This window comes from Yoonia sp. (assembly GCF_017854565.1).
In the GTDB taxonomy this organism is placed as follows: domain Bacteria; phylum Pseudomonadota; class Alphaproteobacteria; order Rhodobacterales; family Rhodobacteraceae; genus Yoonia.
On the sequence record NZ_JAFMHJ010000020.1, the window covers coordinates 1 to 26795 of the forward strand.

11 protein-coding genes are annotated in these 26795 nt (G+C 61.1%); 4 read left to right on the forward strand and 7 right to left on the reverse strand.

The window, feature by feature from the left end:
* The first annotated feature begins 309 nt into the window (after positions 1-309).
* The 4 genes from QZ196_RS09730 to QZ196_RS09745 all read left to right on the forward strand — a co-directional run bounded on the left by QZ196_RS09730 (position 310) and on the right by QZ196_RS09745 (position 10030).
* The gene (locus tag QZ196_RS09730) at positions 310-4374 is read left to right on the forward strand and encodes an Ig-like domain-containing protein (protein WP_296425885.1); all 4065 of its coding nucleotides are present in this window, start codon (positions 310-312) and stop codon (positions 4372-4374) included.
* Positions 4375-4581: 207 nt separating this feature from the next.
* Positions 4582-5202, forward strand: coding sequence for a hypothetical protein (locus QZ196_RS09735; protein ID WP_296425886.1), 621 nt, complete (start codon positions 4582-4584; stop codon positions 5200-5202).
* Positions 5171-6637 (forward strand): DNA polymerase Y family protein, encoded by a 1467-nt coding sequence (locus tag QZ196_RS09740; protein ID WP_296425956.1) that lies wholly within the window; start codon positions 5171-5173, stop codon positions 6635-6637. The genes QZ196_RS09735 and QZ196_RS09740 overlap by 32 nt, the downstream gene beginning before the upstream one ends.
* A gap of 90 nt (positions 6638-6727) precedes the next feature.
* Positions 6728-10030: an error-prone DNA polymerase gene (locus tag QZ196_RS09745; protein ID WP_296425887.1), complete on the forward strand. Its 3303-nt coding sequence runs from the start codon at positions 6728-6730 to the stop codon at positions 10028-10030.
* Positions 10031-10044: 14 nt separating this feature from the next.
* On the opposite strand, the gene QZ196_RS09750 is transcribed toward QZ196_RS09745, so the two are convergent.
* From QZ196_RS09750 to QZ196_RS09780, 7 genes are read right to left on the reverse strand one after another with little or no spacing between them, the layout of a single operon-like run.
* Positions 10045-13851, reverse strand: coding sequence for a DUF4157 domain-containing protein (locus tag QZ196_RS09750; RefSeq protein WP_296425889.1), 3807 nt, complete (start codon positions 13849-13851; stop codon positions 10045-10047).
* Positions 13848-15488 carry a PASTA domain-containing protein gene (locus tag QZ196_RS09755; RefSeq protein ID WP_296425891.1) on the reverse strand — a complete coding sequence of 547 codons (1641 nt, stop codon included), beginning with the start codon at positions 15486-15488 and terminating at the stop codon, positions 13848-13850. The genes QZ196_RS09750 and QZ196_RS09755 overlap by 4 nt, the downstream gene beginning before the upstream one ends.
* Before the next feature lie 14 nt (positions 15489-15502).
* Positions 15503-19159: a right-handed parallel beta-helix repeat-containing protein gene (locus QZ196_RS09760; RefSeq protein WP_296425893.1), complete on the reverse strand. Its 3657-nt coding sequence runs from the start codon at positions 19157-19159 to the stop codon at positions 15503-15505.
* Positions 19156-21555 carry a hypothetical protein gene (locus tag QZ196_RS09765; RefSeq protein WP_296425895.1) on the reverse strand — a complete coding sequence of 800 codons (2400 nt, stop codon included), beginning with the start codon at positions 21553-21555 and terminating at the stop codon, positions 19156-19158. Before QZ196_RS09765 ends, QZ196_RS09760 begins: the two co-directional genes overlap by 4 nt.
* A complete protein-coding gene (locus QZ196_RS09770) occupies positions 21552-23864 on the reverse strand; it encodes a hypothetical protein (protein ID WP_296425898.1) in 2313 nt (770 codons plus the stop codon). Before QZ196_RS09770 ends, QZ196_RS09765 begins: the two co-directional genes overlap by 4 nt.
* Positions 23861-26422 carry a hypothetical protein gene (locus tag QZ196_RS09775; RefSeq protein ID WP_296425900.1) on the reverse strand — a complete coding sequence of 854 codons (2562 nt, stop codon included), beginning with the start codon at positions 26420-26422 and terminating at the stop codon, positions 23861-23863. The genes QZ196_RS09770 and QZ196_RS09775 overlap by 4 nt, the downstream gene beginning before the upstream one ends.
* Positions 26422-26793, reverse strand: a complete 372-nt coding sequence (locus QZ196_RS09780) for a GPW/gp25 family protein (protein WP_296425902.1) — start codon at positions 26791-26793, stop codon at positions 26422-26424. The genes QZ196_RS09775 and QZ196_RS09780 overlap by 1 nt, the downstream gene beginning before the upstream one ends.
* Between the last annotated feature and the right edge of the window lie 2 nt (positions 26794-26795).

A 26795-nucleotide genomic window follows, 5' to 3' on the forward strand; every position in this document is an offset into this window, starting at 1 on the left:
GCGCTCGGCATACCCGTCACAGAGACCGTGGGATAAGTCTGTCCAGGGAAAGGGGTACCTCGGCCATCAGCCGATTTGTGCAACAGAGTCGCAAAAGCCCAAAAAATACTGATCCGGTATTTCGAAAAGCATGGCGCGTTTTTTATTTTTCTGCGGGGCTGTTCCGTCTACTGCTTTGCGAAATATGGTAAATATGAAAATAACCTAAGTGGGGCCTGCGTATCGCGTAGAAATCCAAGTAGGGTGACCCGCTATGCACGCAGCATTTAAGTGTTTATACCTTGATTTACATGTATTGGGGGTATTGAGATGAACAAGAACGATTATGGCGCTACTAACACATCGCGGTTCACGCCAGAGCAATTGGCAGAGCAATTGGCGAAGAGGGAACAGTCTTCGCAATTGCAGAAACGCAATTACGGGCTACTGAGACAGCGGATGAAGACTTGCGCGCGCCTGCAGCAGGGTGCCGTTGGTGCGAGCGTTGCACCGGTTGTCCAACCCCGGCCCGCCCAAGGTTTCGATATTGTCGCAGGACGTGACAGCTATGTCGCAGAAGGGTCCCGACCGGTTGTTTTTGATTTGCTCGGCAATGATACCGTTGCGGGTGGCGGCGCTCTTGCCGAGGGGACAACCGCGGTTATGCCGTCGCCGCACGTTCTGGACTACGGTACGATCTCGAAAGATGCGACCGGCGCTTATGTTTACACCGCAGATGAAGGGGCGGTTGGGACGGATGATGTGGGCTATTATATCAGGGACGCGGATGGTGCCTTTATTGGCTCAGGGAGCGTGACGATTGAGGCGAATAATCCCCTGTCGCTGAAGGCCACTGCGCCCGATCAAAGCGCACCGGCGACAAACCAATGGAACTATACGGTGACTGGTCCAGACGGCCAGTCGGAGTATGTCTCATCCGGCCCCGTCGTCGCGCTTGACGCGACATCGCAGCAGGCTGCGCAAGACGCGATTATCACGGATTTGGCCGATCATGCGGTGCCGGACAGCCAGTTCACCCCCAATGGCGGCATGCTTCATGGATACCGCGAGAAAGAGGAAGCGCGCGAGGTTATTGACAATGGCGACGGCACAACGACGGTTCGGATCACGGTCCTGTCGCGCCAACATGTAGGGGGCAACCCCGATCAGCCCGGCGGCGCGGAATATCGTGAAGGCAGTGTGGTGGTGGAATACACGCTGACATTGGATGGGTCGTCAACCGGGCTGCCGGTGTCCAGCAACCCCGCATTGTCGGAAATTGATCTTACGTCTGTTCTGGACGTGCCGGTTGGCAATGACGGTGAATACTATCTTGAGGCGATCGACGGGCAAGCCGTCACCGATGACATGGGGCATGTGACAAACGATCAGGTCGTTCTGGAGAGCGGCGCAACTGTGACCTATGACCACGCAGCCGGCACGTTTTCTTATGAGCCTGCAGCGGGGGCAACTGGCACTGACAGCTTTACGGTGTCTGTGACCGACGGCGACTGGACGCGGGTACGCACGATCGAGATCAACGCGCTGGGGCAGGCTACGGCCACCGCGCTTCCGGCGGCGCGCCGCGATACCGTGTTGATGACCCAAGATACGTTGGCGGATGATCCTTCGGTTATTTCGACTGAGTATGCGCCTCTGCAAAATGACATGGGGGCAACGGGCCTTACGGTGACCAACGTCACATATCAGAGCGGCGATCCATCGGTCACAGCGACCATCGTCGACAACCAGATCGTGTTTTCGGCGCCTGCCGGCACGACCGGAACCGCAACGTTCAGCTATGAGGTGACGGACGAAACCGGTGCGACGTCGATGTCCTATGTCGATGTGGAGTTGTCGGAATATTCCGAGGCAGAGCATGTTGAGCGCGGCTTTGCGTCGGAACGGCTGGGCGCGATTGCGAACGGACAGTATGAGGGTCTGGAAGTTACCGAAAATGATGACGGGACCTTTACGTTCAAGGTCGAGGCCGAGGGTATTGAATTTACGGTCGCCGCCGATGCACTTGGTATTCCGCCGACGTTTATTCAGGAAATGCTGAGTGAGACGGCTTGGGTTGGCGCAAGTCAGGCAGCGGAGCAGTTTAACGGTGGCGCGCAGCATTTCGATCTGGCTGATCCCGCGCAAAAAGCGCTGTATGAGATGTTTATCCGGGTCGGGGGTGTGTTTGGCATTCACCGCGATCCATCCGGTGGCGCGCTTTTCAGGCACGAGCCTGGCGGCGTTGTTGAAACACTTTTCAACGACGATACGATCTTTGCGGAAATGGGCGCGCTTTTGTTCGACTCCAAAGCTGGCAAGGATTGGTTCGTCGGCAATCTTGACAGCGTTGTCAGCAGCCTGACCGCCCGCAGTGGCACGGATGGTTTCACGGGTGGCACCGCCGAGGACGTCCTGAATCAGATGTACACGTTCCTGGGTGCGTCGGACCCTGAGATGCTGACCAAGGCAGACGGGACGGCGCTGTCGGTTGAAGAAAAAGACGTGGTGATGTCGGTCATGTTGGACCAGATCGGTTTCCTTGGCTCCAATCAGGACAGTGTTCCGGGTGAAGATGCGGTGAACGAAGGCATTGATCTGTTGGTTGAGTATGCTGCGGACATCTACGCGCTCGACGCATTGACGGCCCTGCAAGACGACATCCAGAGCTTTGAGTACGAAGTCGATATAGGCGCATTGTTCAACGGGGCCAGTATGGAAGAAATCCATACTGCGATTGAAACTGGCCAGTATCAAGATCTGGGCATGACGGACGAGCAGTTTTTTGACGGCATTTCCACGTTTCTTTACACGGCAGCAAAAGCCGGTCTTGAAATCCGTGCCGTGATTGAAACGCCGGGCGAGGTTAGTGGTCTGTTGGGGGCCTTCGCAGACATGTTCAAAGATGTCCCCGTACCGCCCACTGATGTTGAGATCAGGACGTATGTCAGCGAGGTCGTCACAGACATGCAATTGGCTATGGCCGAAAACCCGGCCGCCCGCAATGACATGATGGGGCAGTTTTACAGATCGCTGGACACGGTCGCCGCCGATCCGCGTTTCAGCAAATTCAAGGGCGCGTCGGGATCTGTAAAAAGCTATTCGCGCATTACCTCAGGAAAGCTTGGCGGGGGTGGGGTGTCAGACGCGTTGGGCGGCTTTACGACCATTCTGGTCTTGGGCACTGCGGGTCTTTCGGGGAAGGGGTTCTGGCAAAATGGTGATCCTGCGGAAATCACGGCCGTCGCAGGCTGGATGTCGCTGCTGATCACGGGGGGGGCCGGGACGGTCAATTCGTTGCTTGGGCCGGTCACCACGAATGTCACCAATGTGAATCCAACACTGGCTGCGCTGGATGATCTTCTTAGTCAGATCGATGAAATTGAGATGATGGACACAGACACGGGACCACGGTTCCGGGGCAGGGTGAATGCCCAAGGGATGTATGACGATCTGGACGTTGCAGTCGATGACATTGGAAAGCTGTTGAAAACACCGGCTGTTCAATCAATGCGCAGCTTGCGGGGCATGTTGCAGGCGACTGGCATTATTGCGGCGCCGGTCGGAACCGCATTGATCGGCACATCGCTGGCGTTGCAAGCCAAAGAACAAACTGATGTTGGCATCAAAGTCGCGCAAGGGGCGACGGCAGGTTTGTGGCTGACGGCATCCGCCGGATTTGCGGTCTCTGGTGCCGTCGGCATCGCCAAAAGTCTGGGCGTACCGGTTTCGAGTATGGCAGCAAAGGTTGGTGCCGTTGCTGGCAAGGTGGCGAATGTGGCTGCCCGCGTCACCGCGGCCGCGTTCGGGATTGTGGGGGCCTTGCAGAACGTAAAGGCACAAAAGCAGTTCATTGATCTGTGGGATATCATGATGCAACCGGGCGGCCCGGACAATGAAGCGGGCTTTTACGTGCAAGAGCAATTCCGTGACCTTGAGCCAATGTCGGCCGCGGGCGCAGGTGTCGCTGGTTTCTTGTTGGGCGTGCTGGGCGGACCGGTGGTTGTCGGGTTTAATGCAGATGATGACTTTCACGACGGTGAACAAAGTGAGGACTGGGGCATGTGGGACTATTCTGATGTGCGTCTCAAGCGCGATATCCGCAAGGTCGGCTTTGATGCACGGCTGAACCTGCCGATCTATTCGTGGCGCTATATCACCGGCGACCCGGCGCGTTATGTCGGTGTGATGGCGCAAGAGCTTCTTGCGCGGCCTGATCTGCGCCGTGCCGTGCGCATGACTGACCAAGGCCCGCTTGCCGGGTTCTATGCTGTTAACTATGCCGCACTGGGGCTGCGTTTCATTCCCGAGGATGAATACCGTGCAGCGCCGGAACGTCTGTCGGCCACCCATCCGCGCAACACCGGAGCTGCGGCTGAATTGGCCTATAGCTAGGCGGTAGTCGCCGGCGAAAAATCAACCTGCCCGCCCCCACGTGCATCATGTCTGGGGCGGGCTGCGTTGCCATCGTTGCCATCGTTGCAACGATGAGAGATTTAATGTAGAACAAATGGGGAACATTTATCGGGATTCGGTGTGTCGTGTATGGGTTCACTTCGTGTGCAGAAACAACGTGTCGGTCAGGCCCATCAGTCTGCCCTGATGACGCATACATTGTCAGAGGCGTTCCCCGATACCGTTGCCGATGCGGCGGCAGTTGGGTTCATTCTGGCCCGGTTGCCGCGTACGCGCGCCCCAATTCTGTGGGTGCAGGACCGGCTGTCGCGCAAAGAGGCGGGGCGGCCTTGTTTGGCAGGGGTCGGCACGTCGCGCCCTATTATCATGGTCGATCTGTCGCGTGCGGTCGATGTGTTGTGGGCCATGGAAGACGGTTTGCGGTGTCGTGCTCTTGGTGCTGTGATCGGAGAGATATGGGGCGATCCGCCCGCGCTCGATTTTACGGCAACCAAGCGGCTGGCGTTACGGTCAGAGGCGGCAGATGTGCCATGCTGGTTGATCCGCCGTGCTGCCAGCCCGGACCTGAGTGCGGCACGGGACCGTTGGCGTATCGCCTCGTTGCCGTCGGCCCCGCATCCGCACGATGCAGGGTCTCCGGGCGCGCCGCGCTGGTCGGTCAATCTGTTCCGGTCGCGCCGATCAAAGCCGGGACAATGGGTGGCCAGCTATGACCGGGCGGCGGATCGTCTCGATCTGGCTGCCGCAGTTTGCGATGGAACGCTGGAAGCGGGTGATGGAACGGCAGGGCAACGCGCCGCCGGATGATATTCCGCTGGTATTGGCATCCGAGGGACCGCATGGCCCGGTGATACATGCGGCCAATCGCGCGGCGCGGATAGCGGGGATCAATGCCGGGGCACGGGTTGTCGATATGCGTGCGATCAGTCCGGAATTACAGGTGGAATACGCCGATCCAACAGCTGATCGCGGCGCCCTTGACCGGCTGGTGATCTGGGTGCGGCGCTGGTGCCCGTGGAGCGCGCGCGATGGCGATGACGGGCTGATCCTTGATACGACCGGCGCCGATCATCTGCTGGGTGGCGAGGCTGCGATGCTGGTCGAGATGGAAACCCAGTTGTCCCTGCTTGGGCTGAGCGCGCGGTTGGCGATAGCCCCCACATGGGGGGCCGCATGGGCGTTGGCGCATTTTGGCCCGGTGCGGGGGATCTGTGGCGCGGATGAGATCAATTTCAAGCTGGGTGCGTTGCCGGTCACGGGGTTGCGGTTGGATGCCGACACGGTCCTGTTGTTGCGCCGGTTGGGGTTGAAAACCATTGGTGCGGTGGCGGATGTGCCGCGCCTTGCATTGACCCGGCGGTTTGTGAAAGCCGGGTTGACGGCCAACCCGCTGTTGCGGCTGGATCAGGCGATGGGCAAGCAGGCTGAACCTGTTTCAAGCGTGGATGCCGCGCCACGTTTCGCAGTGCAAAGCCGTTTGCCGGAACCTATTTTTGATCCGACCCCGTATCTGCCCGCGCTTTGCGACAACCTTTGCCGGGGGCTGAAGAAGGCGGGAATGGGCTGTCGCCGTTTGCATTTGACGGTCTATCGGACGGACGGCGATGTCAGCCATGTGGATGTGGCCACGTCGGCGTCGACCGATGATCCGGGCCATCTGCACGGGCTGTTTCGTGATAAGGTGGACGGGATCAACCCGGGCTTTGGGTTCGATTTGATCACGCTAGTGGCCGGGGCAGTGGAACCCCTGCAGGTCGTGCAAAGCCACCTTGATGGCGGGTCCGATGATGATCTGCACCTGACACGGCTCATTGATCGGCTGAGCGCAAAGTTTGGGCCTAAAGCGGTTTCGCGCCCGACGTTACGCGAAAGCCATGTGCCGGAACGTGCTGAAGGTCAGATTGCGGCCCTTGCCGATATGGCCGATATGCCTGCGCCGAGGCCGAAAGACCGGCCTATCCGGTTGCTGGATCATCCCGAAGAGATCCGCGTACTTTATGCGGTGCCCGAAGGCCCGCCTGCGCAGTTCGTGTGGCGGCGGCAGACCCACCGGGTTGCACGTTTTGCCGGACCGGAGCGGATTGCGCCGGAATGGTGGCATGACCGTCCGGGTACCCGCCTGCGCGATTATTTCCGTATTGAGGATCAGTCCGGTCGCCGTATCTGGCTTTATCGTGAGGGTCTGCATGCCGATGGGCGCGGCGGTGATCCGCGTTGGTTTGTGCATGGGATGTTTGCATGATGGGCGCGCGCATTGGGCTGATCTGCGCCTCCGGCGGGAGTATTGGCGGACATAAGAAATGGGGCGTTTGTATCTGCAAGCCTGTGGCGCATGCCTGAAACCGATCATCAACATCCCCGGCGCAGCCTGACGGGCGGCGGTTTTACACCCAACCCGCGCGCAGCCTATGTCGAGTTGGGCGTGACGACCTGTTTTTCTTTTTTGCGCGGGGCATCGGACGCCGTGGACCTTGCCGCAACGGCATCGGCGCAGGGTTATGATGCGTTGGGCTGTGCTGATCTGAATACGATGGCGGGGGTGGTGCGGTTGCATACCGAAGCCCTGAAGGCGCAAATCCGGCCCATCATTGGCTGCCGTCTGCACTTGACCACGGGCGAAGAATTTCTGGCCTATCCGCGCGACCGTGCCGCCTATGGCAGGCTTTGTACGCTGCTGTCCAAAGCCAAGATGCAGGCGGCGGATGGAACATGGCAGCGCAAAGGTGCCTGTGATGTCAGTCTTGATGATCTGTCCCGATATGCTGCGGGGATCGAACTGATTGCGCTGCCGGGGCCGGATCTGGATCATTTTGCGGCGGGGCTGCGCCGTTTGATCCGGGCGTTGCCTATGTTGCGCCATATCGCGGCCAGCTATCTTTACCGGGGCGATGATATTGCGCGGATCAACCGTCTGGACCGGCTGGCGCAGGCCAACGGGCTTTGTATTCTTGCGACCAATGATGTGCATTACCACGCGCCGGAACAGCGCCCCCTGCAAGATGTGATGACCTGTATCTTGCACAAGACGACAATTACCAAGGCGGGGTTTTTGCTGGATGCCAATGCCGAACGTCATCTGAAATCGCCTGCGCAGATGATCAGCCTTTTTCGACAGTGGCCGCATGCGGTCCGGGCGACCCGCGAGGTGGCAGATGCCTGTCAGTTTGATCTGCGTGAACTGGCCTATGAGTACCCGCGCGAAACTGTGCCGGAGGGGCGGACGCCGCAGGATTACCTGACCGAACTGACGTGGCAGGGTGCCGCGTGGCGCTATCCCGATGGGGTGCCCGACAAAATCGTGGCAATCATGCAAAAAGAGCTGGCCATGATTGCCAAGCTCGACATTGCCCAATATTTCCTGACAATCCATGAGATAATCGACTTTGCCCGCCATCAATGCGACCCGCCAATCCTGTGTCAGGGCCGCGGGTCGGCGGCAAATTCTGCGGTGTGTTATGTGCTGGGGATTACGGCGGTGGACCCCGCCAAGCACGACCTGCTGTTTGAGCGGTTCATTTCAGAAGAACGCAAGGAGCCGCCTGACATTGACGTCGATTTCGAACACGAGCGGCGCGAGGAGGTGATCCAGCATATTTATCATAAATATGGCCGCCAACGCGCGGGTCTATGTGCGACTGTGATCCACTACCGCCCGCGTATGGCTGTGCGCGAGGTGGGCAAGGTCATGGGCTTGTCAGAGGATGTCACGACCGCGCTTGCCAAAACCATCTGGGGCAGTTGGGGGCGCGAGGTGGGTGCCAAGGAGGCGGCTGAGGCGGGGATTGATCTGAAGGATCCGCTGATGGCGCGTACGATCAAGCTGGCTGATCAGATGATCGGGATGCCGCGCCATCTGGGCCAGCATGTGGGCGGATTTATCCTGACGGAAACGCCGCTGACCCAGACGGTGCCTATTGGCAACGGCGCCATGGCCGACCGCAGTTTCATCGAATGGGACAAGGACGATATTGACGCGCTGGGTATTCTAAAGGTTGATATTCTGGCACTGGGGATGCTGACTTGCATTCGCAAGGCGTTTGATCTGATTGCGGCGCATCATGGCAAACGGTTCACCCTTGCGACGGTCCCCAAGGAGGACCCGGCTGTTTATGATATGCTGTGCAAGGGCGACAGTCTTGGTACGTTTCAGGTCGAAAGCCGGGCCCAGATGAATATGCTGCCACGGCTGAAACCGCGCGAATTTTATGATCTGGTTATTCAGGTCGCCATCGTCCGGCCCGGCCCGATTCAGGGGGATATGGTGCATCCCTATTTGCGTCGACGTAGCGGAAAAGAGATTGCGGATTATCCGTCGCCCGGTCCGGCGCATGACCCTGATGAGCTGAGAAAAGTGCTGCAGCGGACGCTTGGTGTGCCGATTTTTCAAGAGCAGGCAATGAAAATTGCCATGGTTGCGGCCACGTTTTCACCGCAAGAAGCGAATGAGCTACGCAAGGCGATGGCCACCTTTCGATCACGCGGCACAATCGGTGCGTTGGAGGATAAGATGGTCGGCCGCATGATTGGCCGGGGGTACGCCCCTGACTTTGCCAGCCGATGCTTCAACCAGATCAAAGGGTTCGGTGATTATGGTTTTCCTGAAAGTCACGCGGCGAGTTTTGCGTTGCTCGTCTATATATCAAGCTGGATCAAACGCCACTATCCCGACGTGTTCTGCGCGGCCTTGCTGAATGCGCAGCCGATGGGGTTTTACGCGCCAGCCCAAATCGTGCGGGACGCCCGCGAGCATGGGGTGATCGTGCGGGCGCCGGATGTGAATTACAGCCAGTGGGATAACACACTTGAGCCGGTCAGCCGCGGCGTTTTCGCAATCAGGTTGGGATTGCGGCAGGTTGACGGGGTCAAGCAAGTGGTCGTGGCGCGGATGATGGGCGCGCGGCACACCCCATTTACCGATCTTGCCGATCTTCAAAAGCGGGCGGGGGTGGATGCCGGCAGCATGCGTAAACTGGCGGCGGCGGATGCGTTTCGGTCGATGTCGCTGGACCGCAGGCAGGCGCTTTGGGATGCGCGCGCGTTGCGGGACGCGCCTGACCTGCCGCTGTTCACCCACGACCGTGATGAAGGCGAGGAGACGCAGTTTGCCATGCCGCAAATGCCGATTTGTGAACATGTCGTCGCTGATTATCAAACCACGCGGCTATCACTCAAGGCGCATCCGATGTCTTTTTTGCGGCGCAGCATGCAGCAGCAGGGCTATCGGGCGGCGAACGCATTGTGGGGGATGCGCAATGGTCAAACGATTTTGCTGGCGGGCATCGTGTTGATCCGACAGCGCCCCGGCAGTGCCAAGGGCGTTTGCTTTATTACGTTGGAGGATGAGACCGGGGTTGCCAATCTGGTTGTCTGGCCCAAGGTGATGGAGGCGTTTCGCAAGGTTATCATGCGCGCCCGGGTCATTGATGTGCGCGGCGTGGTGCAACGCGATGCGGATGTGATCCATGTGGTGGCCTATCATCTGACCGACCGCAGCGATGCGCTGGAACGGTTATCAAACGATGTGCTGGAGCCGCCTTTGGCACGCGCGGATGAAGTAAGGCGTGCGTTGCCTGCCACATCCCGTGGGCACCCGCGTGATGCGCGTGTCATTCCCAAGTCGCGGGATTTTCACTAGGCAGGTTGCCGCCCTCAGCTTGGGCAGCGGCTGGCCGAAGCGATGGTGTCAAACGGGTGACCACCCGTGGGGTGGAAAATAAATTGCGACGGAATTGGAACGAATGTCGAAGGGTTACGCTGCAATGTCTCATTCGTGCAGATTTGATAATCCGCCACCTCGCACAGGAAGGTCGCGCTGACTTCGTAAAATCCGGTATGCACACCGGCAGGGGTCACGATTTCGCGCGGGGTCGAAGGGCTGGACACAGTGACCTTGTAATACATCAGATCACCGCTGCGCACGCGCCCTACAACATCCGTGCCGCCGTTTTCCACTTGGTTGCTGTGATCGGCATTGGCCTGTGCGGTAATCGGGAACAGGTTCCGGTCATTGGCCGGGCCGCCGATATTGTGGTTCAGCAGGTGCCCTTTGATATAGTGCTGGGTCCCTTTTCTGCCGGGGCTAAAGCAACCTGCCGTTGGCAAGCCCGGATGCCGGTAGATGCCGCGCTGGGCAGGCCCGGTACGGCTGCTGCCGCCGGGCACCGGATGGGCCAGGAATTCTGCGGTCATTTGCGTGGCGACATTGGCGTTCCGGTTGGTTCCGGGGATACGCATATTGCTGACGGGTTGCCAATCCGGGGCCAACTGCGCGGGCGTCAGAATGCGCCGCCCGTCTGCGGCCGTGGCGCGGTTCGGGCAATCTGCCGAGGGGCCGGGTGGGCCATCGTCATCGTCGTCGTCGGGGTCAACGCAGGGAAAAAGCAGCCCCACGCCGGGCAACGGGTTGCTGACCAGCGGCGCATTTGGTTCGATCGGCATTGTCGTTTCATCAAAAAGCTGTCCCAACAGCGTGTTGAGATCCAGCCCAAGCCGATTGACGAATTGAAAGTCGGGCATTTCGCCGACCACAAAGGGGTCAAAGGTGACCTCCATTTGCCAGCATTGTTCGGCCAGTTGTTTTCTGATCAGCGGCCATGTCTGGTTCCAGACATTGAAGGATAGCAAGAACACATCAAGCCCGGCGCTGATTTCGCCAAAGACATTCAGGCAGGTGCGCAACCGTCCGCTGGGGATCACCATCAACTGGCCGTTTTCGCAGAACAGATCGACCTCGGCGCTGAGGTTTGTCGGCAGCTGTGCGCTTAACCCTGCGGTCATCGTGCCGCGCAGTGTCACCCAGTTCAGCAGGCACAGGAAATCCGACAGGAACCCCTCGAGAGCTGCGGTGATTGTGGCCGACGCCGAGGTGTTCATGAACATGTTGAGTCGCGCGCCACCGGTGTAGGTCATGGAAACCGGATCATAGGTCAGGCAGGCGTCTTCGAGGTTGATCGGACCCAGTTGCGCACGCACGCCAGCGTCCAGTTGCGCCATCGCGTTCACGCCGTAGTTGACGCCGACGATATAGGGTACTTCGACGAAGCCCTGAAACAGTTGTTCGTTCAGGAATGTGCGGCGCCAGTGTTTGCTGCGGCGCATGCCTGCCCAAAGCTCGCGGTCGTCCAGGCAGGTCTGCTGGATTTCAGGTTCGCCTTCGGTCGCCTGTGTGGTCGGGCAGGGGCCAAGGCAGCCGGGCGTGGAGTAGGCATATTCGGCATACCGCAGGCGGGTGGGTTGCGGGCCGCCGCCCATGGCCCAGCGGGCCGAAGTCTGGAACCCGTTGTGGCATATTGAATCAAGATCGCAGGCCCGCTGCATTGGCGCGACAAATACCCCGCCAAAGCCCCAGATCGGCATATGGGCCATGTCATAGCAGGCGTCATGATCGCGGCAACCCTGCGCCGAGCCGCACGTCGCGTAGTTGGCGTAGGTGTGCCAGACATGGCCGTCACCGAAGTTTTCGCAAACGACCAGATCGGTCATGCCGGTATCGCAGGCGTCGGGCGCGCAATCAGGCCCACAGGTTCCCCGGCACAACGACCCGCTGGTCAAGCTGGGGTCGCGGTAGTAGATATCTGCCTCTGGTCCGCCGAACCGGGGCAGGGTTGGTTTCAGCGCCGCCCAGTTGTAGCCGAAATAACGTGGCAGCAACTGGTTCGCGATCAGGAAGTCGCAAAGTAGACATTCGTCTTCCAATCGGCTGGTATCAAAGGCAAAGCTCAGGTCATCAAGCGGGTTGTGGCCCAGCGGTGCCCCGGTCGCCAGCATCGAAAAGCTGATCCCGGTGGGGTCGATGTCCAGTGCGCTGTCCATGGTCAGCCGCATGGCAATCTGTTCGTGGATTTGATCGAGCGGCCAGCCGAGGCGGCGTAAATCCTGACCCAGAACCCGGAAGGAACCGTAAAGCCCGTAGGCAAAGTCAAGCCCGTAACCCACCTCGGATACCATGCTGTGGGCGGCGGACAGGCTCAGAAACCCGGTGCGCGCGCTGAACATATGGCTGACAGTGCCACGGCTTTGCAGCATCAGCTCCATTGCGCCGCCCAGCGACACCCCAAGCAGCGGCACAAAGAGTGGGATGGGTGGTTCGGACGGGACAAGGATGATCGCGCTGGCATCGACCGCCAGCCCCAAATCAGCGCCAAAGCGCAGCATCTGGCCAACGGTCGCTGACAGCATCCCCGATATCGCAGTGCTGCCGGTCAGTGGGTTGACCCGCAGTTGGGCGGGGCCAAACGAACAATCCTCAAGATTGATGCCGATGCCCGCATCAATGTTCATCTCAATCCCGATGCTTCCCAGCAGGGTGACAATGCCAATGCTGGCGCCGGCTTCGAAGATCGGAAAATAAAGCTGTGGATCAAGGCCCAGATCACTGAGCGAGAGGCTAAAGTCAATTTCGGGGCAGGGGTCGAATTCTGGGATGTCGATGACGATCGTGGTGCCGTCCAGTGACACCATGCCACCGACTGCGCGGGCAAGGGCCACCGCATCGTCCCAGAATTCCGACACGAAATCAGCGACATCTCCGGCCAATTCGACGGCACCATCGACCAGATCGCCGGGCGCATCAAGAACCGCGCCGCCAACAGCACTGGCGTCGTCGATAAATTCGCCCCAGCTATAGCGGCTGATCGCAGCCCCACCGGGGCTGAGACCGGGCATCGGACCACCCGATGCCACGGCAGAAGCGGCCCTGTTGGCCTGGGTTTCATGGGCATCACCGGGTTGGCTGATGGCGCGCACGCGCGCGGGTGGGGCGCCTGCCTGTTGCACGGTATGGGCCAGTTCATGAGCCAGCAAAAAGCGCCCGCTTTGCGTTTCGGGCTGAAATTGGCCACGGTTGAAGGCGATGTGATTGCCCACCGTATAGGCATGCGCGCCGATCCCTTCGGCGGAGGCGGCGGCGCGCGGAGTGTCATGGATGCGCACATGGCCAAAGGGCCGGCCAAAGCCGGTTTCCATGTCTTTGCGCACCGATCCGGGCAGTGGCGTGCCGCCCGAGTTGATCACGGATTGTACCGCGCCTATTGCCTGATCAGGCTGGTCCTTGTCATGTTTATGGGCACGATCAATTTGCAGCTCGGGGTGGTCTTCTTGGTCTTTGTGGGCGCAAGAGCAGGGCGCATCGTGGCCCGCCCCGCAGGCGCATTTGCGTTGAATGCGTGCGGCATTCTTGTCTTTGTCGCCGCAGGCAGAGCAGGTGCGCTGTGCCGTGCCGCCGCCCATTGGCAGTGCCGACAGCAACGGCGCGCCCACACGGCCGCCCACTACATGTGCCGCTGCGGTATCCGCCTGCCGTTCAAAGCTGTCTTGCGACGGTCCCAGCATCAGTTTGGTCTGTAGGGCACCGCCAAATGGCAGTGCCATGCGCGGCGACGCACGCGCGGCTTTGGCAGGCGCGCCGCCGTCGCCCTTTTGCGTGGCCATCGGCCGGGGTTTGGTGGTGACGCTCACCCGCTGTGATCCTTGACCGCCTTGCGCAGGATCGCGCGGACGGATGTGGCCATCGGCACATCATCCAGCCGAAGCCTGTCACGCAGTTTCGCGGACGTCAGACCGGCGAGGGTTTTGATGCCGTCCACATCCGTGACATCGGCATTGCGCAGGCGCGTTACCAGATCAACGCCGCGTGCCGCGCTGCGGGGATCGGCGGCAATCAGCCCTTCCAGGCGGCTGAAGTCGGTTTTCGGGGTGTCATCCCGACCGCCGCCATCGCTGATGAACAGCGCCATGGTGCTGCCGGTATCGACGCGCGTGTCGGGCTGCGGGTCTTGTTTGACCACGGTGCCTTTTTGTCCGCTGTCGGTGACTGTCTGGGTGGTGCCGGCCAGCCCCAACGCCTTGAGGACCGCCGCCGCCTGCGCCGCCGTTCGGCCAACAAGATTGGGCACCACGACTTTGGCAGGTTCTAGGAGGGGCGGTGTATTGACCACAAGGGCCACAGTGGATTTGCGTCCTACTGCCGTGCCGCTTTTGGGGGTTTGATCAATGATGCCCGCAGCTTTTTCGGCGGTTTGGGTCTGTGCCACCTGCATGCCCAGATCGAGTGCGGTCAGTACTTCCTTGGCAAAGTCGGGCGATTTGCCGATCAGGGCGGGAACCGTCACGGGATCGGCGGGGGCCTGCGGCCGGGCCGACACGGTCAGCGTGACACTGTCGATCCCGGCGATGTCCGTCCCCGCGCCGGGCGATTGGTCCAGCACTCTGTCTGCGGGGCCGTCATCCGCCATGGCCGCGACCGTGGATCGCAGTCCGAGCGCCTTGAGCGTCTTTTCCGCCTGCGACAGCGGCGTCCCTGTGATGTCAGGCAACAGCACAGGCTGAGTTGAGGATGCCCGCCTGATCGTCAATGTCACGGCGGTATCTCCCTTGATCGCAGTGCCTGCTTTGGGCGTTTGTGCAATGACCAGATCGGCGGGGCCGTCTTGGGTCTTGTCGGTGAGGGTGACGTCGGTCACGGCCAGACAGGTCAGCAGTGTTTTGGCGACCCCTTCGCTTTGCCCCACGAGGTCGGGCATCGTGGGGATTGTCGGCACGGGTGACGGTTTTGGTTCTGGCGCGTCAAGGCTGATGTCGAGGTATTGCACAGTTCCGGCGTCCATGCTGATGGGTGTGGGGCTGCGATAGAATACACATTGCGCGGCGTCGGATACTTGCAGGACGACATTTTCAAACGCAACGGGGCTGGTCAGATGGAACGCGCCATTGGCGGTTGCATCGGCCTGCGCGACGACGATGCCTTTGTCATCAATGGCCGCAAGGGTCAGCGGCGGGTTTTCGATTGCCCCGCGCGCCCGGCCAAAAATCTGGGCGATCCCTTTTTGCGGGACAGGACGTTTGATGTTGGCGACCTTTGCCTGCCGTTGGGCGGCCGCAAGCCGGGCTTGGCGTTGGGCAAGGTCTGCCTGGGCTGCGGCGGCATCTTCTGGGGTTTCGGCCCGGCGCAGGCGGGCTGCGGCGGCCCCGGCGCGCTGTCGGAATGAAAGCTCTTGCCGGGATAATGTGGCGGCCTGTGCCAGATCCGCCTGAACTGCGGCCGCCCCCGGATCGCCAAACATTTCCAGCAATGTGTCTGTTACAGATTTCGCCATTTCGCCTTACTCCTTCAATCCTGATCCATGATCCGGCTCAGCGCCTGGAACCTTGCGCAATATTCGTCCGGGATGGTGTGGCGGTTGGTGTCAAGCCATGCGGTCGGCACCTCGGCGGTATCGTCAATGATGATGCGTGGTTTCTTGACCCCAAGCGTCAGGAAGCAATGGGTGCCCTGATTCATTTCAGTCGCATTGAATAGGCCAAAGGTTGCCGCAGACAGCAGCGTGCGGGGCAGCGGGTTTTTGTCGCGAAGCCCACCAATTGGCAGGACTTCACGGAACCGATTGCCCGTCACCCGACAGGATGCCAGACCAAAGACAAGCGCGTTGGCCAGCACGAAATCTGACGTCAGATCAATGGCGCAATGGTTGTCATGCATCCCGACATCGTCTAGTGATACGATTGCGATAGACGAAAGTGAGAGGGTGATCGCATCGGAAATCGCATCGAACGTCACCATGTTATCGCTGAATGAAACAGGTCCGCGCGGCAGGCCTTGGGTTTCCTTGCGGTCACTGTGTCCCATTTTGCTATCGAATGATGACCATGCCTGCGGTTGCTTTTCCATTTCCGTCGGCACGTCTTCCGTTGGAGCCTTTTTCTTCTTTTTCAAGGACATGTAATGCGATGTGGCCATGCCAAACAGCGCAAGATTGCGGTTCACGCCGGTGTTCATGATCAACACAGCCGAGCCGCCGATTTGTGCGATGGCAGCGCGGTATTGGCCTTCGCGTTCATCGCTGGTCATGTCATCACCGACTTTGCCACTGTTTTGCAGCAGCGATATCAGTAGCATCAGGATCACACCGCCAATGTTGTTGCCGTGGCTGGTCAGTGTATTGCCCTGTACCAGCATCTGCCCGCTGCCGCTCAGTTCGAGCGCGCGGCCTTCGGGTGTGACAACGGTATTGCCGGTGATCACGGCGGCTGGGATTTCGCGGGGTCGCGTGCCAAGTCCCTCTTCGATGCCGTCCACGTGACCGACCACGATCCCGCCGATATTACCGACAAGCAGCGGATTGGACAGGTTCGCGGGGCGGCCAGTGTCCGATATGCGGTTGTCGGTGATCCGTAGCCGTTCACTGTAGCGAATGTAGATACCGCAGATCGGTGATCGTCCTTGTGCGCCAATTTGACGAATTTCATTGTTTTGGATGGATATATCTGTGGCAGAGGCAAGAGCTATGCCGCCGTAGCCGGAATTGAACGCGGCATCGACCGGCAGGGCATTGGCCAGATTGATCTGCATACATTCGTAAATTCGGTTTTCCCAGATGCGCACTTCGTCAATCTCGATATCGTCAAGCCGATCAATCGGCATATCCGGTTTTGCTATGAACCAATGCGCAACCGAGATGCCGCAGCCGCCGTGCCTGCCGATCAGGTTGTCGCGGATGCGCAGCCGGGTGATGCGACCGTCACTGTCGACGTTGCGCTGGCCGTTTTCGCCCGGACGTTCGACGGTGCCACCGGGCCTGACTTTGACACAGCCGTCGTCGTCGATGGTTATCCAAGGCGGGATTGACACGATCCGACCGCCTTTGTCCTTTCCATCCGTGATTGTCACCGACCCAAGCGTGACGCCGTGACCATTGCCGCCTTCGATCCGGTTGCCTGCGATTTCGATATTGCTGCTGCGTCCCCCGATCTGTAGCCCGCCAAGGGCAACACGGTTTTGGTTCAGTTTGGTTTTGCTCTTTTGGTCCATCCCTCCGGTTTCGGCGATGATCCCGTTTCGTAGGACCGCCAGATCGCGCCCGGACAAAAACACCAGCGGCAGCAGGTTTTCGATATCGGCCGCCTCGAGCGCGCGGGCCAAGGCCTCGGCCGTGATGTTGCAATCGGCGATGGTGATATCCACGGCCTTGCGCAGTGCGATGGCGGCGGTTTGCCGGGCGAGAATATCGAGCCGACTGAAATGGATTGCGGTCGCACCGTCGATTGCGCCGAAAACCGGGCCGCCACTGCCAGAGATTGCAAAATCGCAGAAGGTGATGTGGGTCGCGTCGTCCAGCCAGACGCCCGGCCGGTTCGGAGCGAGCGGGTCTTGGGTGATCTCCACCAGACTGCGGGTGCCGCAGCCTGAAATCTTGATATTTGACAGCGTGCGCAGGTCAATGGGCCCGACATGCGTGCCCGGTAGCAGGCAGATTTGCCCACCGGAAACGGGCAGCGCGTCAACTGCCTGTTGAATGCTGTCGAAGTCGCCAAATGACTTGTGCCCGTCACCGACCTGATAGCTGCAGCAGCTTTGGATGCGGCAGAGGCGGCGGAATGTATTGCGGCAGTCGGTGATCGTGGGCGCGCCGCCACCCGCAGGCCAGTTGACCAATGCCAGCGGCGCAAAGAATCGGCGTGGCCCGATGGGCGGCGCCAGTGGTATGTCGCCCGCAGCAGGGTCAATCATAAGGTGCCACGGATGCACGGTTTCCGGCGCATTGGGCCGCAGCGACGCGGTCCAGTAATCCCCGGCGACTCCCGTGCCACTGAAATGCAGTGCGATGCCCGTTTCAGGCAGGACAAGGTTGGTCCCCGTCGGTTCATCGGGGCCGGTGCCGGTTGTTGGCGCCTGCCATATCCGGGCATAAAAGAAACGCGGCGGGTCATCGTCGCGGCCCAGCCACGCATCAGGCACCGCGTCCAGCCATGTCTGCCAATCGCCCGGCATCGTGCCATCATAATCGACCCGGCGGCGTTGCGGATCGTAGTGCCCGGTCAGGCGCGCCAGATGGCCCAGCGGCGCTGCGGCCTTTTCACCGTTGGGCAGACGCACATCCCAAGGCAGGATTTCGATGATCTGATCGGGTAGCGGGAACAGCATTGGATCGCGCGGTTCGGTCAGAAACACGACTTGGCCGTTGCTGGCGTCAATCTGCACCCGGTACAGCGGATCGCCATGATCATGGGCCCAGACAAACCGGTTGGCGGCCGTCAACATGATCTTGAGCGTGTGGTTTTCGGCTCCCAGATACCCCGCCGCACCACCGGGCGCGCAGGGGTCCAAATTGGGCCCATCATCCACAAACGCCAGCCCAAGCCGTGCGCCTGACAAAAGTTCGGTCCGGTCATCGCTGAGTGCATGGCCGCCGAGGCGCAGTGTCTCGGCCAGTGTTTCGCGGGCATCCTGGCAATCGGGGGGCACGTCATCCAGCACGCGCAGCTTGATCTGGGGGCGCAGCCGGGTAGTGGTGTCGGCTGGCAGTGAGCGGTCCTGTAGTTCACGGTCTTCGATCGCGCGCACCGCGCCTTCGATCTGCTCCATCCAGATCAAATCATTTCGCCCAGCCACCGGGGCCGGGGGCAAAACACCGGGGGTCAGGATCTGGCTTAGCCAATCCGATTGCGCGACTGATGAAATCGGGCTGTCCAGCAGCACAGCACGCCCGCCCAGCACAAAACTGCCGGTGGCGGTCTGTATCTCGTAGGTGGCGTGGCTGGTACCGTCGGGCCCGGCCAGCGTCAGCGGTGTGGCCGACAACACCTTGAGTCCGGCATCAGGGCTGCCCGCCGCACAAAGCAGGTTGCGCACCAGCGTTTCAAGCGTGTTGTCCAGCACATCGAATGCCGCGTTGAAGTCGGCGTCGGTCAGAACCCGGCCGCTTTGGGCGCGCGCCCCGGTGAAGCGTTTCTTGGGGGCATGGAAATCGGCAGAAATATCGCCTTTCATGACAGGTCCTCCGTTCGGGATGAAATGGGATCGAAAATATATTGTGGGGTTTGGCCGACGGGCAGCAGTTGCCGCAACTGCGTGTGCAGATCGCCCAGCAAGACCGCAAGTGCGCGGGCGTTGAAGGCACCCATCCCGGCGCCGTTTTCTGCACCACGGCGCAGGGCCTCGGGTGCTGTTTGCGACAGCACGCCGAATGACGCATCGCCAAAGCGGCGGGACCGGAACCAGTGGGCCGGCAGGCCCGTGTCTGGCACAAAGGATTCAAATTGCGGCGGCAGCACCGCACCGGCGCGCCCGGTGGCCGAATAGCGAAAACATCCATGCTGGCTGTCGGTGGTGCGGGTCCGCCCCCGGATGATGCTGTTTGAGGCATAAAGCCGTGCGACCTCGACCCTACCAAAGATGGTGCAGCGGGTCAGTGCCACATGTGCCAGTCGGGTCTGGATTGCGGGTTGGCCGGGCAGAATGCTTTGAATGATACTGTCGCAAATCTCGATCTGGCCGGGGTTGCACAGGGCGGGGTCATTGTTGGTTTCCCAAATCGGTCCGGTAATGCAGCAGTCAATCAGCAGATGGCTGATCTGGCCTTCGATCTCGAGGCGGACAGTGGGGATCGCCACCGCCTGCAAGGGGGTGGCGCGGGCCTGTTCCCCGCCGGGGTCCAGCGTTACATGGCGCAATGTGACCTGATCAAAATCACCATCCAGGATCACCCGCGCCACAATCGGCGTCACTGGATCGCTTGGGTCAAGCAGCCCCTGTGGCGCAAAGGTTTCAGCCAGCATGCCGAGCCAAAGCCCGTCGATCACCAACGTCCGTTTTTCGCCCGGCACGGGGGCGGCGGCGGTGAATGTGATGTCGAGCGTGCCGGCTGCGGGCCGCAAACGCACGAAAGGGCGGGCGCCGTCGCTGGCGTCAAGGCGGGCCTGTGTAATGCCCGCAAAATTGCGGCTTGCTGGCAGCGCGATGTCATAGGTGCGCGAGGTGGTGAAGCGGGTGGTGCCGATCAACGGGGCAGGCAGGACCGCAGGCACCGGGCCCGCATCTGTAAAGCCACCGCCGGGTCCGGTCGGTCCTGCAGGCAAAGTCGTATCAGCGGGCGGTAATGCGGTGCTGAGATGACGTTGGCCGACGGCACCGATCAGATCGAATACACCGATGTGCAGCCGGTCGCAAAACAGCGGAGCCGCCTGATGGGCCGGGCCGGGAATGATGCGGCCATTATCGGGATCAATGGCGGCGACGACATAGGTTTCGGGGTTAAATCCGGCCTCCCAGTCGGGCAGGCTGGCGGCGACCACGACGCTGGGCGGCAAAGGCGCGTCATTGTATTCAGCGGCGTTTGTCAGGCCAATGCTATCGCCCCAAAGCACTGCCTTGGGCGCATCGTCGGTCAGGGTAGCATCCAGCAGGGCGGCATAGAATGTCGTGCGTTCAGCCGCTGTCAGCCGGGCGCCCACGATGCGCCGGAAGATGGCAGCGTTGCGCATCCGTTGGTCCAGTAGTGGCGCCAGTTTCATGTCGATCCCGGGATCGTTGATCACGGCCAGTGCGGCGGCACTGATCACATGGCTGCTGGCGTTGAAACGCCGGCACAGGATGGCGTCAGGCAAGTCCACTTCGCGGATCGCATCGGGGCTGCGGCCGGACGTCTGGCCGCGCTGGAACAGGGTCACATCCCGCCCCGATGGATCCAAGGTAAGACGGCCCGGCGCAACCTGATACGGCGTTGGCAGGTCAATCTGAAGGCTGCGGTACGGATAAAGATGCAGGTTGACCTTGCGCACCCCGTAGCGCCCATGGGGCCCACGCAGCCGCCGGGGATCTGGAAAATGCGCGGCCTCGTCAAAGCCGGTATCGTGCAGGCCTGCCATCCGCGGATCGCGCAAGTTGGCAAAGCCGCCGGTCGGGGTCTGGGTGACCGCGCCATATGTGATCGCATCCACGTCAAGCCGATGCGGAAACCGGGTGAGCCTGCGAAATGCCTCGACCGCGATGCCTTCGACACCGGCGATGTCACGGATTGCCATCTGCACCACGATCGGTGTGCCTTTGCGGCGCTGATAGGCAATCGCGCGCCCCGCCGCGAGGCGATTGCCGCGTGCGTTGACATCGCTGAGCGGTGTAACGCTGACCAAGGCGCCCAGATAGGCCACGGCCCAATCATCGCAAAGTTCAATCGCCTGATCATCCCAAAGCCGATCAATGTCGCGGCGCAAGATCGCGGCCTCTTGGGCGACCAGTTCGATCATTGCGCGCAGCACGCCGTTTGCCGGGGATTCGGTATCGAGCGTGCGGTAGATTTCGGGGACCCATGACCACAGCTTTTCGGTATAGTACTGCGGATAGCCGTCGTTGGCCGGGCGGCTGGTCATCTGGGTGTCGATGCTCATGATGTGACCTCCTGCGCGGCAAAGTCAGGGGCAAAATAGCCGTGCGGCGGCAAGCCGAGCCGGATGGGCATGGCCACACCGTTCAGCGTCAGTGACAACATGGCCCCGACGCCGGGCACTTTGCCGGCATGTCCCAAAATGGCTGAACGGAACACCGGCCCACCGACGGCGGCGCGGCGCGGGGCCAGGAACCCTGTAAACGGATCGGTAAAGGCCGCAGCCAAGGCCGCCTGCACCTTGTCGGGGGCAAAATCGGGTGCACGCTGGTAGGTCAGCACCAATGCGCCGGTTTGCTTTTGGGCCGCTACAACCCTGATCGGTGTGGCCTCGGCCGCGCGGGCGACCAGATGGTCGGTCAGTTTGGCGATGTCTTCGGGCGCTGCGGTGCCGTCAAAAACGGCCGTCACCACGACACCTTCGCGCAGTGCGTCAGGCACCCATTCGGTTACGGCCTCGGCGGCGTGGACCCCCCAATACTTGGCCAGAGCAGCAAAGTCGCTGGCTGAAATCGCCCGATCAAAGGTGGCTGCGGTGGCAGGCGCATTGAACCGGATGTCTTCGGGCCGATCGGCGTGGGCACCACCAAACGCCGGGGTGACGTTGAACACACGGCGCAGGCCCTGGACGCTGCCTGCCATTTGTCTGATCTGTTGGGCACCGGGCGCGGGATCACCGGCACCGTAGCGATAAAGCGCATAGACATTCTGCACACCCAGTGGCGCAGGGTGGCCGAAGCCATCGCCGCCCGTGGTGATCGTGGCTTTGCCAGCTGCGTCAAGCCGCACGGTAAAAACCCGGTCGCGCGGGCCGGCGGTGAACAGGCTGCGCACCTCTTGCCATGGGATTCCGTCAATCCACAGCCGCAACGTGGACCGCCGCCCGCCGGGCGCGGCTGCATCGTGCACATAGGTAAGCGGCGATTTGGCCAGCGTGAATGTCTGAAACGGCACGCCTGCGCCCTGACCGCTGCCGACGACCTCTTCCACGGTTTTGCCGCGCGTAACATGGAGCAGATTGCCATGCACCTGAACCGGCGTCCGCATGGTCAGGGGATCGCCGGCAAACCCGGATCCGGGGTGCAAGGTTGCGCTGCCGGTGTCTGGGTCAATGTCAACGTCACCCGGGACGCGCAAGCCTGCATCGGCGGCGCCGCTGACCATAACTTCGCCTTTGCCAGCCAGAGTGGGTGCCTGTACCGCCCCCGCAATCGGGCGCCCACCCAGCAGATCATCGCCGGTGATGACCGTCTTTGCGGGTGCAGCCAACTGTCCCGCGCGCACATGGCCAAAGTGCAGCCTTGCACCGCTTGCGGGCATGTCGGTCGATGCCGCGAGCGTGACATTGGTCACCGGCGGGCCAGAGATCGTGACCGCGGTGCTGCCCGACCCCGATGTGAGCGGGGCGCCAAGCCCCAGTGTGGTGTTGATCACCATATGCACCTGTGGTGCCACCGCGCCGTCAAGCCGGGTGTCTTCCAGCACGACGAGCGCGCCGGTCCGCAGCAGCGGATAGTGACCGTTGAGTTGCAGTGCGGTGCCCGACGCCGTCGCCACAGGCGCGGTTTGCGTGAACGACCAAAGCCGCACATCGCTGACTTGCAGTGCCGCGCTGGGTAGTTTGCCGGGGTCATCGACCTTTAGCCGCAGATAGTTGACCCCATCAAGGGCGGCCTGCGTGGTCAGGGATGCGACCCTGACCACCGTGCGGGTACCGACTGTCGGGTCTACGACGATCAGCCCGCCTTCGGCCATATTGCGGCTGGCGGGCGCGATCAGCAGCGTGCCGGCGCGATAGGTCGTGTCGCGTTTTGGCAGCAGTGTCCAGCTGTTGCGCAACGGGTCCAGCGCTGTGTCGACGGATGCCTCAAAGACCTGCGGTGGCGTGTCGTCGATTGCATCTGACAGAAACCCGGCGCGCGCAGGCGCGGTGACCGGATCAGAGCCGTCCAGTATCGCCGCCAATATCGCCTCCGTCGCGACGGCTGGCCGTGGGATGTGGTCGATCAGGGCGACAAGACGGCGCAGGGCCTGATCGCTGCGGGCGGTTTGCAGGTATAGGTCCTGAGCGTGTTCCCCGGTATAAAATGCGGTCACATCGCAGACATAAGCCCAGGATTCGAGCAACATCAGCCCGAAATCCTCGGCGTCACGGGCGCGCCATTGCGACAGGGCCGGATGGCGACGCACGCGGGCCAGCAGATCGGCCCGAAACCGGCCAAAATCGCCAATCTGGCGTGGCAGACGGCTAAGGCCGGGCGCGATCGGCGTCAGCCGCAGTGGGTCGGTGTGATCACAGGGACATAACGTCATGGGGTCACCTCGGCCAGTTGGGGGAGTTTGTCTTTGAATATCTGGATTGATCCTTGGCCGGGTCGGTCGGGATTGTTTTCGACCTTGAGGTTGCGATTGTCGGCCACGGTGATCCGGGGGGTGTTGAACAGGGTCCAGTTCACGCTGCCACGCTGCCGGATCATGATGTCAAAGACGGCTCGCACACCTGCGACACGGCCAATTGCCGCCTCTAGGTCGGGGCGGCGTAGTGGCTGGCCAAAGGTAAAGCGGTCTGGGTGGAAATAGCCGCCGCTGGCGGGGTCCAATGCGCGCAGCACACGCTGGGACACATCGCCAAAGGCATAACCGGGCACGGGGCAAATCGCGATGCGCAGGTCAAGCGCAACAAAGACGGGCTGGCGGGTGATCACCGGGCGGCCAACCTGACGCACGGCACCCATGCGCGTGCGCAATTGGGCCATCCGCTCGGGCGTGATGGTGAACGCGCCTTTGGGGTCGGCGGACACAAAGGTTGTGGCCCATGTCCCGGTCCAGCGGGTCACGGCACCCGCGTCCGTGACCCACTCCAACCTTTCGGCCTGTGCGCGATAATCAGCGTTGCGCACGGCCCTGAAGGTGCGTTCCTTGAACGCGGCTGGCGCGATGCGTTTCGCCAGATCAAGCGACTGCGGGTCACGGCCATTGGTCAGGGCAAAAGGGTTGCGGATTTGCAGCACCTGCGGGGGTAAGGGCATGACGGGCGGCGGCGCGCCATCGGGCGGGCTGATCCGGGCGATCGTGTCGGCGGGGACATTGGACGTGCGACCCGGACCGCTGCGCCAGAACAGCCGGAACACATCGCCGTCCGTGGGCAAACGACCAAAGGTGCCGTCCCCAAAACGCAGGGTATAGCCGGGATCACCGATATAATCGTGATGCACGATCCGTTGGCCATTGCGGGTAAACCGCGCAACGGCACCGTAAAGACCGGGTTCCATCGTGGCCCCTTCGTCGGTTGCAGCCAGTGAAAGAGGGGCGTCGCCTACGCGCCAATCCGTCAGCACGGCCATTCCCGCGTCAGGGTCAAGCTGCAAAAGCATGGCCGCGGGCGTATATCGCACCGCACCTGCCGCATCGGTCAGCCGGGTCCAGTCCAGCCCGTCAACAGCGGTCGCGGCCAACGAATGGCGATGGATGACGGGACGGTTGCCGGCTTGGTCCATCGGACCTTGGCGTTCCAGACTGCGCGGCAAAGTCGCCAGCGCGGGGTCGGCGCTTTGTCCAACGACAAAGTCTTCGTGGCGCAGCGCACCTGCGCGGATGGGCACCAGATTGGCACTGACAAAGGCCCGACCCTGATCAACGCCCCAGGGCAGTGCGTCTTCTTCGCGCCAATGCAGCCAGGTCAGCGGACCTGCGCCGGTCAGCGGATCATTCATTTGTACCGCAGGCTGATCAAGGGTCACAAGGTGGCGGCGCACAGGGGCGTCGGGTGCATCGGGGCGGGTTTCAATCAGCAGGGTCTTGCCTTGCCAGTAGCCGCCGATATTGGCCGCCAGTACATCGGGCGGAAAGGGACCGGACAGCAGGTCCGCATTGTTCAAAAGCAGCGACCGGGCGCCACGTTCAAGGCAGGGCGTGTGCGGATCAGGTTGATAGACGGCCAGATCTGTCCAATGGGTGTGCAGCGGGTATGCGGGCACGCCGGCAACCATTTGCGCAACGCTGTCGCCGACTTCAAAAGGGACTGGCGGCCGGTCTTCCTGATCGGCCCAGACCCTGACGCCCGCAGGCAAATCAATGCAGTCAGCCACGGTGCCAAGCGGTCGGGTCGTACCGGCATACAGGCGCGCAACGATCAGTCCGCTAGCGGATTGGCCGGGGTCCGGACGATAATCCAGCAGGCGGGCCAACTGGCTGAAGGACCGGCGTTCGCGTAGTGTTTCCAGATGGCCTTCGCGTTTGAACCCGTCTTGGATGAACGCGAATTCATCGCCAAGTGCGGCAAACATTTCGAACACCATGGCGCCAAAGTCGGCGGGCATGTCGATGTCCCGATCCGGGTAGCGATCAGCGGCGAAAGTCGACAAGGCCGCGCGAAAGCTTTCAAAATCACGGGCGAGATAGTCAACGGGGTAGTCGATGATTTCGGATGGCGGGCAATCGGTGGTAGCGGCGCAATCGAATGGCGATGGGCACCCCTGTTTGAAGCTGAAATCAAGCGTGTCGCAGAACGGATCAATCCGGCTGCTACCCAAATCATCCGGGGTATCGGTGACCTGCAGTGTGTAAATCTGAAAACCGCCATCGGCTTGGGTTAGAATGGTGAGCGTCAGCCGGGTCGCACCCGTGGCGTCGACCCTGCTGACCCAAGTATAGCTGTCGGCAGCAATCACCCGGTCGTCTTCGTGTCCGGTGATGGTGACGGTGAATTCCGTGGAAAGGGGATTGATCGGCCGGGTCAATGCATTTGGCTCGACCACAAAAAACACCGCCAGTTCACGGTGATTGGCCGGGTTGACCCAAAGAAAATCAACACCCGTCAGCAGGAGCGGGACCTGCGCACAAAGCAGTTCTTTACGTCCGGCGCTGGCCATTATTCGGTAACCTCCACATTGAGGAATTGCCGTTCATTGGTTGCGCGGATCAGGTAGACCACGGTGACTTCCAATGTAGAGGGCTGCACGACTTCGACCCGGACGTCCTCGATCTGGATCAGGGCCGCGAGCCATTCATTGAGGCTGCCATAGATGGTCGCCTGCGCAATCGCGGCATTGGCATCCGACAGAGGTTCAAACACCAGCGCCCGCAACCCGCCGCCAAAGCGCGGGCGGTTGATCCGTTCACCGGGCCGGGTCAGCAGGACCTGATAAATCAGCCCCTTGATATAGCGCGTGTAGTCCCGTTCGACCGCGACACGACCCGAGGCGGGGGTAATTTGAAGCGGATATTTGAATCCCTGGAACATGG